This window comes from Streptomyces sp. NBC_00239 (assembly GCF_036194065.1).
Classification (GTDB): domain Bacteria; phylum Actinomycetota; class Actinomycetes; order Streptomycetales; family Streptomycetaceae; genus Streptomyces.
Map to the genome: position 1 here is coordinate 3063255 of NZ_CP108095.1, position 15623 is coordinate 3078877.

The window sequence follows — 15623 nt, forward strand, 5'->3', positions numbered from 1 at the left end:
CCCGCGCCGACAGCGCGGGCCGCCCGACCGCCGGTGCGGTCCGCTCGACCGCCGGCGGGGGTGGTCGCCCGATCGCCGGTGCGGGTCATTCGATCACCTGGCGGCCCTCGGGGAGCGCGCTGCACGAGCTGCGGAAGGAGCAGTGCGTGCAGTGCCGGCCGGTGGCCGGGCTGAAGCGTTCGTCGAGGACCCGGCCGGCGGCGGTGGCGAGGAGGTCGCCGACCCATTCGCCGGCGAGGGGTTCCTGGGCCTGCACCTTGGGGAGGGTGTCGCCGCCGTCCTTCTTGGCGGCGGCCTGCCGGAGCTGGACGAGTTCGGCGCCGCCGGCGGCCGGGCGCACGCCGGCGAAGGCCTCGTCGACGGCGCCTTCGCGGACGGCGAGCTGGTAGACGGCGAGCTGCGGGTGGCGGGCGACCTCGTCGCGGGTCGGCGCGGCTTTGCCGGTCTTGAAGTCGACGACGTACGCGCGGCCCTGCGGGTCGGCTTCGACGCGGTCCATGGAGCCGCGGATGCGTACCTCGTACGGGTCGTCGGCGGGGCCGGCGGTGAGGGTGACGTCGAATTCGTGCTCGGTGGCGACGGTGGTGCGGCCGGCCCGGTCGGAGACGTGCCAGTGCAGGAAGCGTTCGAGGGCGGCGCGGGCGTTCTCCTTCTCCTGACGGGACTTCCAGGGCGCGTCGAAGGCGAGGGCGTCCCAGACGGAGTCGAGGCGCTCCATGAGGACGGCGAGGTCGGCGGGGGTGCGGCCGGAGGCCACCTCGTCGGCGAGGACGTGGACGACGTTGCCGAAGCCCTGGGCGGCGGTGGCGGGGGCGTCGGCCTTGACCTCGCGGCTGAGGAACCACTGGAGGGAGCAGGTGTTGGCGAGCTGGTCGAGGGCGCTGCCGGACAGCGCGAGGGGCTGGTCGCGGTCGCGCAGCGGGACGCCGCTGCGGGTCGGCTCGTACAGGCCCCACCAGCGCTGCGGGTGGGCGGCGGGGACCAGCGGCTGGCCGTCCTCGTCGGCGAGCGCGGCGAGGGTGGCCAGGCGGTGGGCGGCGGCGTCGCGCAGGGCGGGCGAGGCGTCGGGGTCGACGGTGGTGGCGCGGAGTTCCGCGACGAGCGCGGCCACGGCGAGGGGGCGGCGGGGGCGGCCGGTGACGTCCTTGGGCGGCACGCCGAGTTCGGTGAGGAAGCGGGAGGGCTGGTCGCCGTCCTCGGCGGGTGCCTTGACGGCGGTGACGACGAGCCGGTCGCGGGCGCGGGTGGCCGCCACGTAGAAGAGCCTGCGCTCCTCGGCGAGGAGGGCGCCGGGGGTGAGGGGTTCGGCGAGGCCGTCGTGGCCGATGCGGTCGGCTTCGAGGAGGGAGCCGCGGCGGCGCAGGTCGGGCCAGAGGCCTTCCTGGACGCCGGCGACGACGACGAGCCGCCACTCCAGGCCCTTGGAGCGGTGGGCGGTCATGAGGCGGACGGCGTCGGGGGAGGTGACGCGCTTGCCGAGGGTGTCGGCGGCGATGTCCTCGGCGTCGAGCTGTTCGAGGAAGTTGAGGGCGCCGCGGCCGCCGGTGCGTTCCTCGGCGCGGGCGGCGGTTTCGAAGAGCGCGCAGACGGCGTCGAGGTCGCGGTCGGCGTTGCGGCCGGCGGGGCCGCCGCGGCGGGCGGAGCGTTCGAGTCGGGTGGGCCAGTTGGTGCCGTCCCACAGGGTCCACAGGGCCTCTTCGGCGGTGCCGCCGCCTTCGAGGAGCTCGCGGGCCTTGCGCAGGAGCAGGCCGAGGGTCTGGGCGCCGCGGGCGTAGCCGGGGTCGTGGGCGACGAGGCGTTCGGGCTCGGCGAGGGCGCGGGCGAGCAGGACGTCGGAGGGCGCGGGCACCTTGACGCCGGCGGCCCGCTCCTCGTCCCGCAGCGCGCGCCCGAGGCGGCGCAGGTCCGCGGTGTCCATCCCGCCGAGCGGCGAGGTCAGCAACCCGATGGCGGTCTCGACCCCGACCCACCCCTCGGCCGCGTCGACGGAGGTGCCGGCGTCCGCCACCGGCCCGGCGTCGGGGGCGTCGACGGGTTCGCCCGCCGGGGCCGGGGCGGCGCCGTCCGCGGAACCGCCCGCGGCGTGGCTCGCCGCCTCACCGTCGCCGGGGTCCACCGCCACGTCGAGCGGCACCGGCACCGCGGCGGCCGGGGCCGGGTCGGCGGGCTCGTCGGGGAGCGGGCTCACGTCGGCCGGGTCGGCGGGCTCGTCGGGGAACGGCCTCACGTCGGCCGGGTCGGCGGGCACGGCGGCGAGCGGGCCCACGTCGGCCGAGTCGGCGGGCACGGCGGCGAGCGGGCTCACGTCGGCCGGGTCGGCGGGCTCGTCGGACGGCGCGGACGCGTCGGTGGCGGCGGCCGGCGCGGACGGGTCGGCCGCTCCGGCGGGCTCGGCGGTCGGCGCGGTGGGCCGGGCCGGGGTCGGGGGGAGGCCGGCGGCGGCCGTGGCGGTGGCTCGGAGGGCGGCGAGGAGGGGGGCCACGGCCGGTTCGTGGCGGAGGGGGATGTCCGCGCCGTCGGTGGCGACGGGGACGCCCGCGGAGATCAGGGCGCGGCGGAAGGCCGGCAGGGTGCGGCCGCCGGCTCGGACCAGGACCGCCATGTCCTGCCAGGCGACGCCGTCCTCCAGGTGGGCGCGGCGCAGGATGTCCGCGATGTTGTCGAGTTCGGCGCCGGCCGTCGGGTAGGTGTACGCCTCGACCCGGCCGCCGTCGCGGGTCGGGATCAGGTCGCGGTGGGCGCGGATGGCCGCCGCGGGCAGCCGCGGCACCGGCATCCGGGTGGTGAGGAGGCGGGTCGCGGCGAGCAGCGCGGCGCCGGATCGGCGGGCCGTGTTCAGGACGCGTACGGCGGCGCCGGGGAACGCCTCGGGGAAGCCGAGGATGCCGCCGATGTCCGCGCCGCGGAACGCGTAGATCGACTGGTCGGGGTCGCCGAAGGCCACCGTGTCCCGGCAGCCGAGCGCCTTGAGCAGCCGTACCTGTGCGGCGTCGGTGTCCTGGTACTCGTCGACGAACACCGCGTCGTAGCGCGTCCACAGCTCGGTCTCGGGCCGCTCGGCGAGCAGGACGGCCCGGTGCACCAGCTCGGCGTAGTCCAGCGATCCGGACAGGTCGAGGACGTCGAGGTACTCGGCGAGGAACGCGGCGGCGGCCCGCCAGTCGGGGCGGCCGGTGCGGGCCGCGAAGGCGTCCAGGGCCTGCGGGGACAGGCCCAGCTCGCGGCTGCGGGCGAGCACGGCCCGCACCTCGTCGGCGAAGCCGCGGGTGGTCAGGCAGGCCCGCAGGTCGTCGGGCCACCGTATGGCGCCGACCTGCCGCTGGCCGTCGAGGAGCTCGCGGACCATGACGTCCTGCTCGGGGCCGGACAGCAGCCGCAGCGGTTCCACGAACAGGTCGGCGTCCTGGTGGGCGCGGACCAGGGCGTAGCAGAAGGAGTGGAAGGTGGTGGCCTGCGGGGCGCGGGCGCCGCCGAGGCGCAGCGCGGTGCGGTCGCGGAGTTCGACGGCGGCCTTGCGGCTGAAGGTGAGGACGAGGATCCGGGCCGGATCGGCGCCCGCCTCGACACGGGCGGCGACCGCTTCGACCAGCGTGGTCGTCTTGCCGGTGCCGGGTCCGGCGAGCACGAGCATCGGCCCGCCGGCGTGGTCAACCACGGCCTGCTGCGCTGCGTCCAGTACAGGAGGATCCACCTGCCCCGGCCCGGTACGCACCAGTCGGTACGCGTCACGGGTCCGCGTACGACGGCCGGAAGGGGAGGAGCTCACGTGGATCGCCGGTCCTGGTGGTGGGTGTGCTGACGGTGCCGCGGGCTGGGCACGGCGCGCGGGGTGGGTGGAGCGCGCGAAGGAAAGACGCTACGCCACAACCGCCCCGCCGTGCAGCGAAGTCCACGGCTCCCCCACGTCCCCCGTACGGGTGTACGAGCCCCCGCCTGGGCCGTCCATGGCGGAAGCTGTCAATTGTGAGGTTCGTCAACCGCCGCCCCGGCGCCGTCCCAGCGCGCCCGCTTCATGTCGAGGCGCGGCACGTGCCCCTCGGCCGAGCGGCCGGCCGCGCGCAGCGGGGTGCCCTCGTCGCGGTAGTGGGCGAGGGCCCGCAGTTCGCTGCCGGGCAGCAGGACGCCGTCCGAGCGGACCACCCGCCACCAGGGCACGGGCCCGCCGTACAGGGCCATGACCCGGCCGACCTGGCGCGGGCCGCCCTCGCCGAGCCATTCGGCGACGTCGCCGTACGTCATCACCCGGCCGGGCGGAATCCGCTCGGCCACCTCCAGCACCCGCTCCGCGTAGTCGGGGAGCCCGGACCCTGCCACCTCGCTCATCCGGCCCATGCTGCCGTACCGCACCGACACCGCACCCTGCCGACGGTCCGGTCCGCCGGGACGTGCCACCATCGTCCGGGCGGTGAGCGGTGATACCCAACCGAGAAGAGACGGCGGAGATGGCGAAGGAGCAGGGCGTGGGCCCTCCGGACGCGGAGTCGGGCCCCCGGGGCGCGGACCGCGGGGCGCAGCCCCCGCCTGCCACCGTGCCCCCGGCGTCCCCGGCACCCGCGGAGCCTTCGGTGCCCGCGGCGTCCCCGGAGCCTCCGGTGTCCGCCGGGTCCGCCGGGTCCGCCGAGCCGAACGATCCGACCGGGCCGGCCGGGCAGGCCGGGCAGGCCGGACCCGCCGGCCCCAAGGGCTCCGACGGCCGCGACGCGCCGGATAGCCGTGACGCGCTCGACGGACTGGACGGTGTGGGCGGCTCGCTCACCGAGCGGGTCGAGATCGACGAGCCGCTGCTCGCCGCCCGCGTGCACCGCCCCTCCGACCTGGTCCGCGTCCTCGTCGGCGTCCTCGGCATCGCCGTGGTGCTCGCCATCGCCGCGTTCGCCCACGGCACCACCGTGGGCCTGGCCTCGGACATCAGCAAGGGGACCGGCCAGGCCCCCGCCCTGCTCGTCAAGATCGCCGGCCTGGTGTCCAGCATCGCGGTGCTGCTCGTCCCGGTCGCCTTCGCCATCGAGCGGCTGATCAAACGCGACGGGCTGCGGATCGCGGACGGCGTGCTCGCCGCCGTGCTGGCCCACGGCGTGACGCTCGCCACCGACCTGTGGGTGGCGCGGGCCGCCCCGGACACCATCCAGGCGGCGCTGACCCGCCCGCAGGGCGTCGGCGAGGCGCTGTCCGACCCCGTGCACGGCTACCTCGCGCCGGTCATCGCGTACATGACGGCGGTGGGCATGACCCGGCGGCCACGCTGGCGGGTGGCCCTGTGGGTGGTGCTGCTGCTCGACGCGCTGGCGATGCTGGTCGGCGGGTACACGACGCCGTTCTCGATCCTGCTCACCGTGCTCATCGGCTGGACCGTCGCCTACGCGACGCTGTACGCGGTCGGCTCCCCCAACGTCCGGCCCACCGGGCAGAACCTCCTCGCCGGGCTGCGCCGGGTCGGCTTCCAGCCGGTCACCGCGATGCGGGTGGAGGAGGGCGCCGAGGCCGAGCACAACGACCGGGGCCGCCGCTACCTGGTGACCCTGGAGGACGGGCCGCCGCTCGACGTGACGGTCGTGGACCGCGAGCAGCAGGCACACGGCTTCTTCTACCGGGTGTGGCGGCGGCTGACGCTGCGCGGGATCACCACCCGCCGCAGCCTGCAGTCGCTGCGGCAGGCCCTGGAGCAGGAGGCGCTGCTCGCGTACGCCGCCATCGCGGCGGGCGCCAACGCCCCCAAGCTGATCGCCACCTCCGAGCTCGGCCCGGACGCCGTGATGCTCGTGTACGAGCACCTGGGCGGCCGGACCCTCGACGCACTGTCCGACGACGAGATCACCGACGAGCTGACCCGCAACGCCTGGCAGCAGGTCAAAGCCCTGCAGTCGCGGCGGATCGCGCACCGCAGGCTGGCCGGCGACGCCCTGGTGGTGGATCGTTCCGGCAGGGTCATCCTGACGGACCTGCGCGGCGGCGAGATCGCCGCGGGCGACCTGGTGCTGCGGATGGACATCGCACAGCTGCTGACCACACTGGGCCTGCGGGTGGGCGCGGAACGCTCGGTGGCCGCGGCGGTCGCGGTGCTCGGCGGGGACGCGGTGGCGGACTGCCTGCCGCTGCTCCAGCCGATCGCGCTGAGCCGCTCGACGCGCGCCACGCTGCGCCGACTGGCCCGGGAGCGCTCGCAACGGGAACGGGACGCGGTACTGGAGGCGACGAGGGCCGCGAAGGAGGCCCGGGAGGCCGAGTCGGCGGCGGCCCGCAAGTCCGCGAAGGCGGAGAAGAAAGCGGACAAGAAGGCCGAGAAGCAGGCGCTGGACCTGGCCCTGGACGAGGCCCGCGAGGAGGACCTGCTCAGCCAGATCCGCCGCCAGGTGCTGCTGATCCGGCCGCAGGCGCCGGTGGAGCCGGCCCGCCTGGAGCGGATCCGGCCGCGCACCCTGGTCAGTTTCATCGCGGGCGCGTTCGCCGCGTACTTCCTGCTCTCCCAGCTCACCCACATCGACTTCGCCAAGGTGATCGGCGAGGCGCAGTGGGGCTGGGTCGCGGCGGCCGTCGCGTTCTCGGCGCTGAGCTACTTCGCGGCGGCGATGAGCCTGCTGGGCTTCGTGCCCGAACGCGTGCCGTTCCTGCGGACGGTACTGGCGCAGGTGGCGGGGTCGTTCGTGAAGCTGGTGGCGCCGGCGGCGGTCGGCGGCGTGGCCCTGAACACCCGCTTCCTCCAGCGGCAGGGCGTCCGGCCGGGGCTGGCGGTGGCCAGTGTCGGCGCTTCCCAGCTGTTCGGGCTGGGCAGCCACGTCCTGCTGCTGCTGTCCTTCGGCTACCTCACCGGGACCGAGAAGACCCCTGAGATGACCCCGTCCCGGACCGTCATCGCCGGTCTGCTGACGGTCGCGGTACTGGTGCTGGTGGTGACCGCGGTGCCGTTCCTGCGGAAGTTCGTGGCCAGCCGGGTGCGGGCGCTGTTCGCGGGGGTGGTGCCGCGCATGCTGGACGTGCTCCAGCGGCCCCAGAAGCTGATGACGGGCATCGGCGGCATGCTGCTGCTGACGACCTGCTTCGTGATGTGCCTGGACGCGTCGATCCGCGCGTTCGGCGGCGGCGGCTCGATCAGCTACGCGAGCATCGCCGTGGTCTTCCTGGCGGGCAACGCGCTCGGGTCGGCCGCGCCGACGCCCGGTGGTGTGGGCGCGGTCGAGGCGACGCTGACGGCCGGTCTGGTCCTGGTGGGCCTGGACAAGGAGATCGCCCTCTCGGCGGTCCTGCTCTTCCGCCTGATGACCTTCTGGCTGCCGGTGCTCCCCGGCTGGATCTCCTTCAACCACCTGACCCGCAAGGAAGCGCTCTAGCCTCCGGCGGGCGCGCCCAGCCCCCACCGGCTGGCCGTGACGCGCGTGTTCAGCCCCTCCGCTGACCTGAGGCGCGACCTCCAGCCCCTCCGGCGCTTGAGGAGCGGGCCCGGGCGGAGCCCGGCTAACCCCGCGCACCCTTCAGCCCCTCCGGCGCTTGAGGAGCGGGTCCGGGCGGAGCCCGGTGCCCGGCGGAGCCGGGTTGCTTGGGGCTCCGCCCCAAACCCCGCGCCTCAAACGCCGGCGAGGCTGGAATTCGCGCCCGCAGGGTCGGCAAGGCTGGAGGTTGCCCGGCAGGCGTCGGCACGGCCGGGGATTTGCCCCCCAGGGCACCGGCAAGGCTGGAGGTTGCCCGCCAGGGCGTCGGGAGAGCTGGGGGGCGCGCCCCCCGGCGTCAGGGGGGTCGGGCATCAGCGCGTCGGGGGGCCACTCGCTTGGGGCACCGGGCGGGCGGCACAGCGGTCGGCGCCAGAGGATGGACCGCATGACGATCTCCGCCGGACCGCGCGCCACCGCCCTCGCCGCCGCCACCGCCGTCCTGCTGAGCCTCGCCGCCTGCTCCGACGACGGCGCCGACACCGGCGCCGACACCGCCGCCACGCCGAAGGCACCCCGGCTGGAGTGGAGCTCCTGCCCCGCCCCGTCCGCCGCCGAAGGCACCGGCTCGCCGCCCGGCCCCGAGTGGGAGTGCTCCGCGCTCGACGTGCCCCTCGACTACGACGAGCCCGGCGGCGAGACCATCGAGCTGGCGCTGATCCGCGCCAAGGCCCTGGACCCGAAGAAGCGCATCGGCTCGCTCGTCTACAACTTCGGCGGCCCCGGCGGTTCCGGTGTCGCCTCGCTGCCCGGCGCGGCCAAGGACTACCAGCGCCTGCGCGCCCGCTACGACCTGGTGAGCTTCGACCCGCGCGGGGTCGGCCGAAGCGCCACCGTCCGCTGCGAGGACGACCGGGAGCTGGACGCGTACTACCAGGGCGACTCCTCGCCCGAGGGACCCGCCGAGGAGAAGGAGTTCGTCGACGGGATCAAGAAGTACGCGGCCGCCTGCGAGCGGAACTCGGCGGAGGTCCTCCCGCACGTCGGCACCCTGAACGCCGCCCGCGACCTGGACCGGCTGCGCGCGGCCCTCGGTGACGAGAAGCTCCACTACTTCGGCATCTCGTACGGCACCGAGCTGGGCGGGGTCTACGCCCACCTGTTCCCGAAGAACGTCGGCCGGGCCGTCTTCGACGCGGTCGTGGACCCGACGAAGACGTCCGAGGAGGGTTCGCTGGGCCAGGCCCAGGGCTTCCAGCTGGCCCTGGGCAACTTCGCGCAGGACTGCGTCGACCGCGGCGAGAAGTGCCTGTTGCCCGGTGCCACCGCAAAGGAGGTCGAGCAGGGCATCGTGGAGCTCCAGAAGCGGCTGCGCGCGCGGCCGATCCCAGGCAGCGGGGACCGCAAGCTGACCGAGACCGCCGCCACCAACGGCATCGCGCAGGCCCTGTACTCGAAGGAGTTCTGGCCGCTGCTGGAGCAGGGCCTCGACGAGGCGGACGGCGGGCAGGGGCAGTTGCTCCTGGCCCTGTCCGACGCGATGAACGGCCGCAACCAGGACGGCACGTACAGCAACATCGGCGCGGCGAACACGGCGATCAACTGCGCCGACTCCAAGGAGCGCTTCTCGCTGGCGCAGACCAAGGCCGAGCTGCCCCGGTTCCGGGCCGCGTCGGCCGTCTTCGGCGAGTTCCTCGGCTGGGGGCTGATGGGCTGCAGTGCCTGGCCGGTGGCCGGCGCCTGGCAGACGCCCGACGTCAGCGCCCCGGGCGCGGCCCCGATCCTGGTGATCGGCAACACCGGTGACCCGGCCACCCCGTACGAGGGCGCCCGCAGGATGGTGCAGGAGCTGGGCCCGGGGGTCGGCGTGGAGCTCACGTACGAGGGCGAGGGCCACGGCGCGTACAACAGCGGCGACCCGTGCGTGCAGAAGGCCGTGGACGCCTACCTGCTGGAGGGTACGGTGCCCCCCGCCCGGACCGTCTGCGGCACCTGAGCCACGTCGGTACGGACGGCCGGCGGACGCGAAAGGGCCCGTACCGCTCACCGCGGCACGGGCCCTGTCACGCGTCAGGTCAGTAGACCGGCTTCTCGGGCTCGATCTGGTGGACCCAGCCGATCACGCCGCCGCCGACGTGCACCGCGTCCGCGAAGCCCGCGGACTTCAGCACCGCGAGGACTTCCGCACTGCGGACACCCGTCTTGCAGTGCAGGACGATGCGCTTGTCCTGGGGCAGGTCCTGGAGGGCGGTGCCCATCAGGAACTCGCCCTTGGGGATCAGCTTGGCGCCGGGGATCGAGACGATCTCGTACTCGTTCTTCTCACGGACGTCGATGATCTCGATCTTCTCGTCCGCGTCGATCCACTCCTTGAGCTGCTTCGGAGTGATCGTCGAGCCGAGGGCCGCCTCCTGGGCCTCCTCCGACACGACGCCGCAGAAGGCCTCGTAGTCGATGAGCTCGGTGACGGTCGGGTTCTCGCCGCAGACCGCGCAGTCGGGGTCCTTGCGGACCTTGACCTGGCGGTACTGCATCTCCAGGGCGTCGTAGATCATCAGGCGGCCGACGAGCGGCTCGCCGATGCCCGCGAGGAGCTTGATGGCCTCGTTGACCTGGATGGAGCCGATGGACGCGCAGAGCACGCCCAGCACGCCGCCCTCGGCGCAGGAGGGGACCATGCCCGGCGGCGGCGGCTCCGGGTAGAGGCAGCGGTAGCAGGGCCCGTGCTCGGACCAGAACACCGAGGCCTGGCCGTCGAAGCGGTAGATCGAACCCCAGACGTACGGCTTGTTCAGCAGCACGCAGGCGTCGTTGACCAGGTAGCGCGTGGCGAAGTTGTCCGTGCCGTCGACGATGAGGTCGTACTGGCTGAAGATCTCCATCACGTTCTCGGCTTCGAGCCGCTCTTCGTGAAGGACCACGTTGACGTACGGGTTGATGCCGAGCACGCTGTCGCGCGCCGACTCGGCCTTGGAACGGCCGATGTCCGCCTGGCTGTGGATGATCTGGCGCTGCAGGTTCGACTCGTCGACCTCGTCGAACTCGACGATGCCCAGCGTGCCGACGCCGGCCGCGGCGAGGTACATGAGGGCGGGCGAGCCGAGACCGCCGGCACCCACGGCGAGCACCTTGGCGTTCTTCAGGCGCTTCTGCCCGTCCATCCCGACATCCGGGATGATCAGGTGGCGGGAGTACCGACGGACCTCGTCAACGGTGAGCTCGGCAGCCGGCTCAACCAGGGGTGGCAACGACACGGGGACTCCTGAGTCATCCCCCGCAGGCACGGGGGGCAATTAAGGGCTGTTCTTTCCCGTAACAGTGCCACGCCCCTCTTCATTCCGAGACACCTGGTCCGATGCGCGAGACGATTTCGTCCCAGTACCCGGGCATGGCCGCCCAGGGGTCCCCGGTGCCGTACCGGTCCGAGCGGTCGGTGAACCAGATCGTCCCGGCGCCCTGCCAGCGGGCGATCCGCATGGCTTCCTCCAGGTGCGTGCGCGGCACCCCGTGGACGAAGTGGCAGAACTTCTCGGGCGGGTGGTCGGCGGTCCACTCGGCCACCTGGGACCACCGGTAGTCGGCCCACGCTCCGGCGAACGTGACCAACTGGTCGGCGAGTTCGGCGTATCCCGGGCAGGGGTGGGTGCCGTGCCCGAGGACGATGCGGACCTTCGCCGCGGCCGGGTCCCCGAGGGTGCGCAGGGTCTCCACGGTCCGCTGCACGCCGGCCAGCGCGGCCGGCCCGGACGGCGCCCCGGCGAGGTAGAAGCCGCCCACCCCGTACCAGTCGCGGAACCGGTGGGCGTCGGAGATCAGCTCGCCGAAGCTCCGCTCGCCGTCTCGCATCGCGAGATGGCCGAGCACGGTGCCGCCGGCCTCCCGCAGCCGGTGGGCGGCCTCGGTGCAGTGCGGGTCGGGCCGCCGGCCGGGGCCGTCCGCGACGTTGAGCACGGCCCAGTGCAGCGGGGTGCCGGGGCGGCTCAGTTCGGCCCATTCCACGGGGGCGACCAAGGGGTGCGCGTAGCCGGGGACGCCGAAGCCGAGGCCGCCCGCCCCGGTGGCGGCGGTGCGGGCGCCCGTCGTGGTCAGATGCGGCACGCGGCCTCCATCCAGATGTCCGCGAGGGACTCCTCCAGGTTGATCCGCGGCCGCCAGCCGAGCCGGTCGCGGGCGGTGCGCACGTCGGCCTGCTGCCAGGCCCCGCAGCCGTCCGGGTACGGGTACGCGGCGGGCGCGGCCGCGGCGGCGATCTGGTCCGAGGTCGCCTCGGAGCGGGGTGCTCCGATGGCGGCGAGACCGGGCGGCCGGCTGCCGTACCCGGGGTGCTGCGGGGGGCCGTCGATCTCGTGCAGCGAGCCGCCGTAGCCGGCGACCCGGGCGAGCACGGAGGCCGCGTCGCGCAGCCGGACGGCCCGTCCGGTGCCGATGTTGACCACGCCCTGGGCGGCGGACAGCGAGGCCGCGTGCACGGCCCGGGCCACGTCGCGCACGTCGACGAAGTCGCGCTGGACGCCGAGCCCGCCGAGCTTGAGCTCGCCGTCCCCGGACTGCATGGCACGGCGCATGGCCTCGGCGAGCCGGCCGAGCGGGGAGCCGGCCGGGGTGCCGGGGCCGACCGGCGAGAACACCCGCAGGACGACGGCGTCGAGCCCGGAGCCGAGGACCAGCTCGGTCGCGGCGAGTTTGCTCACGCCGTACGGCCCTCCCGGTCTGGGGACGGCGTCCTCGGCCGTGGAGGACCCGACCTGGCTGGGCCCGTACTCGGCGGCGCAGCCGAGCTGGACCAGCCGGGCGCCGCAGCCGCTGCGGCGCAGCGACTCGCAGATGGTGGCGACGGCGACGGTGTTGTGGCGGGTCAGTTCGCGGGCCCCGCCGCGGGTGGTGCCCGCGCAGTTGATGACGACGCCGGGGTGTACGGCGTCCAGGAAGCGGGTCAGCGCGCCGGGGCTGCCGGTGGCGAGGTCGAAGCGGACGTCGGCGTCGTCGCCGCGCCCGAGCGCGGTGAGCTGGACGGCGGGGTCGGCGAGGAGCCGGTCGGCCACGTAGCGGCCGAGGTATCCGTTGGCTCCGATCAGCAGCACCCTCATCGCGTGCCCCCGTGGTGCCGACGGGGCGTGGCGGTCGGTTGGGCGGTCATCTCTCGGTTCTCCTTCTTCGGGGTGGGGCGGTGGGTCCGCGGCGTCGGCTCCACGGACCCGGGGGCGGCTCAGGCCCGGGAGTGGGCCGAGGCGCGGGACAGGACGGCGCAGGCGTGGACGAGGAGGGCGAGCGCGGCGGCGGCGAGGCCACCGCCGGGCAGGCCGGCCGCCCACGCGGCGGCCTCGGCGGCGCAGGCCGCGCCGAGTGCGGCGCCCGCCGGGAGGCCGTGCACGGCGAGCAGCCGGGCCGCGAACAGCAGGCTGCCGAGGGCGATGCCGGTGAGCGGGTCGCCGCCGGTGAGCACGAGCAGTCCGGCGAGGGCGGCGGTGTGGAGTGCGATGACGGTGAGGAAGAGGGGGCGGGCGCCGGCGGCGAACTCGTCGAGGGCGCGGCTGGCGGCGAGCCGGCGCCGGGCGCCCGCGGCGAAGAGGGCGGCGCAGCAGACCGCGGGGGCGAGGCCCAGGGCGAGGGCGGTGGAGGTCGCCGCGCCGGTGTACCAGGCGTAGCCGAGGAGGAGGGCGGCGGCGGCGCGGGTCGGGAACGGGGTGCGGCCGGTGCCGGCGGCACGCAGGGGGCCGCGGCGCAGGCAGAACAGGAGGGCGGCGAGTACGGCGGCGGCGCGGGCGGCCGTGCCGGCGGGGCCGCCGCCGGGCAGCAGGGCCGCGGTGACGGCGAGCGCGCCGGTCAAGAGGGCGTAGCCGAGGGCGAGGACGTCCTCGCGCCGCCGGCCCGGGGGCAGCTGCGGCTGCGGCGGCGGCGCGGGGTCGGTGCGGGGGACGCGGGCGTACAGCTCTTCGGCGAGCGAGAAGACGTCGCGGTGGCGGAAGCGGGCTGCGGTGCGGTCGGTGACGCCGTGGGCCTCCAGCCCGACGGCGATCTCCAGCGGGTCGACGGCCTGTTCGCACAGGGCGCGGTGACGGTGCATGAGCACCTTGACCGGGTCGACGGCGGGCCGGCGGCGGGCCGCGGTGTTGACGCGCCCGTTGACGCCCCGGTCAACCCGGCCCCCGCCGGCGTCACCCGACCCGGCCACGGACGCACGGCCGGCGCCCGGCCCGTATCCGGTCGCACCTGCGGATGCGGCGCCCGACCCGTGGGCCGGTACGGACTCCGGTACGGCGCCCGAGCCGTAGGCCGGTACCGACTCCGGTACGGCGCCCGAGCCGTAGGCCGGCCCGTAGCCCGACGCGACTCCCGGGCCGAAGCCCGGCCCGGCTTCGAGTGCGGCGGCGCCCGCGCCGTGGGCGGATACGGCTTCCGGTGTGGTGGCGAGGGGGTCGGCGGGGTCCAGGGGGCGGCTCATACCGGCGCCTCCGCGGTGGCGGGGGTGGTCGGATCGGCGGACGCGTCCGGGCCGGACGGGGCCGCGGCGGGCCCGTGGTGTGCGGCGGCGGCGCGCTTCGGGGCGGCGGCGGTCGGGGCCGCGGGCGCGGTCGGCCAGGTGCCGGGGACGCGGGCTTCGGCGGGGACGCCGAAGGGGACCGCCTCGCCCGGTGGGGCCGGGCTGCGGGCGATCAGCTCCAGGTAGATCTCCCGGAACGCGGCGATGTTCTGCTCGACGGTGAAGAGTTCGAGGGCCCGGGCCCGGGCCGCGGCGCCGAGCCGCTCGGCCCGCTCGGGGTCGCGGAGCAGCGCGAGGCAGGCGTCGGCGAGGGCGCGCGGGTTGCGCGGCGGGACGACCAGTCCGGTGCCGCCGATGACCTCGCAGACCGCGCCGGCGTCCGTGGAAACCGTGGCCCGCCCGCAGAACATGGCCTCGACGAGGCTGATCGGGAAGCCCTCGACGACCGAGGAGAGCACCACGACCCGCCCGGAGGCGTACGCGTCCGCGGGTTCGGGCGCCTCGGGGCCGCCGATCTCCTCGAAGGAGACCGGGTTGTCGCCGGCGGTCACGGCGTTCGCGGCCTCGTCGGGGAAGAGCTGGGCGGCGAGCGCCCGGCAGTGCGCGAGGTAGGCGACGGACTCGGCGGTGCGGGCCGGCGCGCCGAAGATCCGCAGCCGAGCCGCGGGTTCCTCCCGGCGCACTTCCGCGAAGGCGTGCAGCAGGCCGATGAGGTCCTTGGCGGGCTCTATCCGGCCCACCCACACCAGTGTGAGCGGGTCGCCGGCCTGCGGGTCCTCGCCGGCGGTGGCGAATCGGTCCGCCTCCATCCCCGGGTAGACGGTGCGCAGCCGCGCCCGGTCCGCCCCGCAGCGCTCCTGCCAGCGCCGCGCATGGGTGTTGCCGGGGGTGACGAGGTCGGCCTGCCGGTAGATCTCGGCGGCGAGCCGGCCGTGGAAGGCGGCCAGCAGGGCGCGGACGGCCGCGGAGAGCGGGGCGCCGGCCTGTTCCAGGTAGTGGGCGCGCAGTTGGACCCCGTACTCGGTGACCAGCAACGGGACTCCGAAGAAGCGTTTGGCCAACAGCCCGGGCAGCGCCGCGATGCCGCCGGCGGCGGCGTGGCAGAGGTCCACCGAGGCGAGCCGGCCGACGGGCTTGCCGGTGTACCAGTCGAGGGACAGCGGGCGCAGGGTGCGTTCCAGTTCGTCCACGAAGTCGAGCAGGTCGCAGACCTGGACGGTGTTGAGGGTGCGGCCGGCGCCCGGGGCGCGGCAGGCGGCCTCCAGGGCCCGTACGGCGGTCTCGGAGCGCAGTGCCGCGTACAGCCCGCCTTCCTCGCGGGCGAGTTCGGCAAGTGCGTACAGTCCGGCGGCGAAGGGCTGCGCCGCGCCGGTGGTCACGCCGGCGACGAGCTCCCGGAAGGCGGCGGCGAAGCGGCGGCGCTCGCGGCGGCCGTAGGTGCGCCCGTCGTCGCCGGGGGCCCACAGCGGTGCGGTGCGCACCGAGGTCACCTGGGGCGGCAGCGGGACGTGGCCGCGTTCCTCCTGCTCGGCGCTGCGGCTCAGCGCGTAGAGCTCGAACTCGTGCCGGTCGAGGCCGCGGACGAGCCGGTCGCACCAGAGTCTCGCCTCACCCGTCGCATAGGGATAACCACCTTCCGTGACCAGTCCGATCCGCACGAGTGCACCCCCGATCTCCCGTTCGTGGCGGCCGCCTTCGGTCCGGGCGACCCGCCGCGGGAGAACTCAAGCGGATCCGCCGGTGACGCGACGGACGGTTGTCCGTCGCGCCACCGGAAGGGG

9 protein-coding genes are annotated in these 15623 nt (G+C 75.3%); 2 read left to right on the forward strand and 7 right to left on the reverse strand.

Annotation, left to right across the window (positions count from 1 at the left end):
• Positions 1–85: 85 nt before the first annotated feature.
• Both OG764_RS13270 and OG764_RS13275 read right to left on the reverse strand, forming a co-directional pair.
• Positions 86–3712: an ATP-dependent helicase gene (locus OG764_RS13270; RefSeq protein ID WP_443056210.1), complete on the reverse strand. Its 3627-nt coding sequence runs from the start codon at positions 3710–3712 to the stop codon at positions 86–88.
• Between the two features lie 245 nt (positions 3713–3957).
• The gene (locus OG764_RS13275; RefSeq protein WP_328972988.1) at positions 3958–4332 is read right to left on the reverse strand and encodes an MGMT family protein; all 375 of its coding nucleotides are present in this window, start codon (positions 4330–4332) and stop codon (positions 3958–3960) included.
• Between the two features lie 80 nt (positions 4333–4412).
• Between OG764_RS13275 and OG764_RS13280 the strand changes: the two genes are divergently transcribed.
• Together OG764_RS13280 and OG764_RS13285 are read left to right on the forward strand one after the other, a co-directional pair.
• The gene (locus tag OG764_RS13280) at positions 4413–7325 is read left to right on the forward strand and encodes a lysylphosphatidylglycerol synthase transmembrane domain-containing protein (RefSeq protein WP_328968629.1); all 2913 of its coding nucleotides are present in this window, start codon (positions 4413–4415) and stop codon (positions 7323–7325) included.
• A 484-nt stretch (positions 7326–7809) separates the two neighbouring features.
• Positions 7810–9357 carry an alpha/beta hydrolase gene (locus OG764_RS13285; RefSeq protein WP_328968630.1) on the forward strand — a complete coding sequence of 516 codons (1548 nt, stop codon included), beginning with the start codon at positions 7810–7812 and terminating at the stop codon, positions 9355–9357.
• A 79-nt stretch (positions 9358–9436) separates the two neighbouring features.
• Here the strand turns inward: OG764_RS13285 and moeZ are convergent, their stop codons facing one another.
• The 5 genes from moeZ to OG764_RS13310 form a co-directional block, all read right to left on the reverse strand.
• Entirely contained in the window at positions 9437–10615 is a 1179-nt protein-coding gene (gene moeZ, locus OG764_RS13290; protein ID WP_328968631.1) for an adenylyltransferase/sulfurtransferase MoeZ, read from the reverse strand.
• Positions 10616–10694: 79 nt separating this feature from the next.
• Positions 10695–11459: a spherulation-specific family 4 protein gene (locus OG764_RS13295; protein WP_328968632.1), complete on the reverse strand. Its 765-nt coding sequence runs from the start codon at positions 11457–11459 to the stop codon at positions 10695–10697.
• Positions 11447–12448, reverse strand: a complete 1002-nt coding sequence (locus tag OG764_RS13300; protein ID WP_328968633.1) for an NAD-dependent epimerase/dehydratase — start codon at positions 12446–12448, stop codon at positions 11447–11449. The genes OG764_RS13295 and OG764_RS13300 overlap by 13 nt, the downstream gene beginning before the upstream one ends.
• Before the next feature lie 119 nt (positions 12449–12567).
• A complete protein-coding gene (locus tag OG764_RS13305; RefSeq protein ID WP_328968634.1) occupies positions 12568–13803 on the reverse strand; it encodes a hypothetical protein in 1236 nt (411 codons plus the stop codon).
• Positions 13800–15500 (reverse strand): DUF3492 domain-containing protein, encoded by a 1701-nt coding sequence (locus tag OG764_RS13310; protein ID WP_328968635.1) that lies wholly within the window; start codon positions 15498–15500, stop codon positions 13800–13802. The genes OG764_RS13305 and OG764_RS13310 overlap by 4 nt, the downstream gene beginning before the upstream one ends.
• Positions 15501–15623 lie beyond the last annotated feature (123 nt).

Excerpts from the sequence above, each read along its gene's own strand:
- OG764_RS13275 (WP_328972988.1), bottom strand. The coding sequence starts at position 4,332 with ATGGGCCGGATGAGCGAGGTGGCAGGGTCCGGGCTCCCCGACTACGCG.
- OG764_RS13305 (WP_328968634.1), bottom strand. The coding sequence starts at position 13,803 with ATGAGCCGCCCCCTGGACCCCGCCGACCCCCTCGCCACCACACCGGAA.
- OG764_RS13300 (WP_328968633.1), bottom strand. The coding sequence starts at position 12,448 with ATGAGGGTGCTGCTGATCGGAGCCAACGGATACCTCGGCCGCTACGTG.
- OG764_RS13285 (WP_328968630.1), top strand. The coding sequence starts at position 7,810 with ATGACGATCTCCGCCGGACCGCGCGCCACCGCCCTCGCCGCCGCCACC.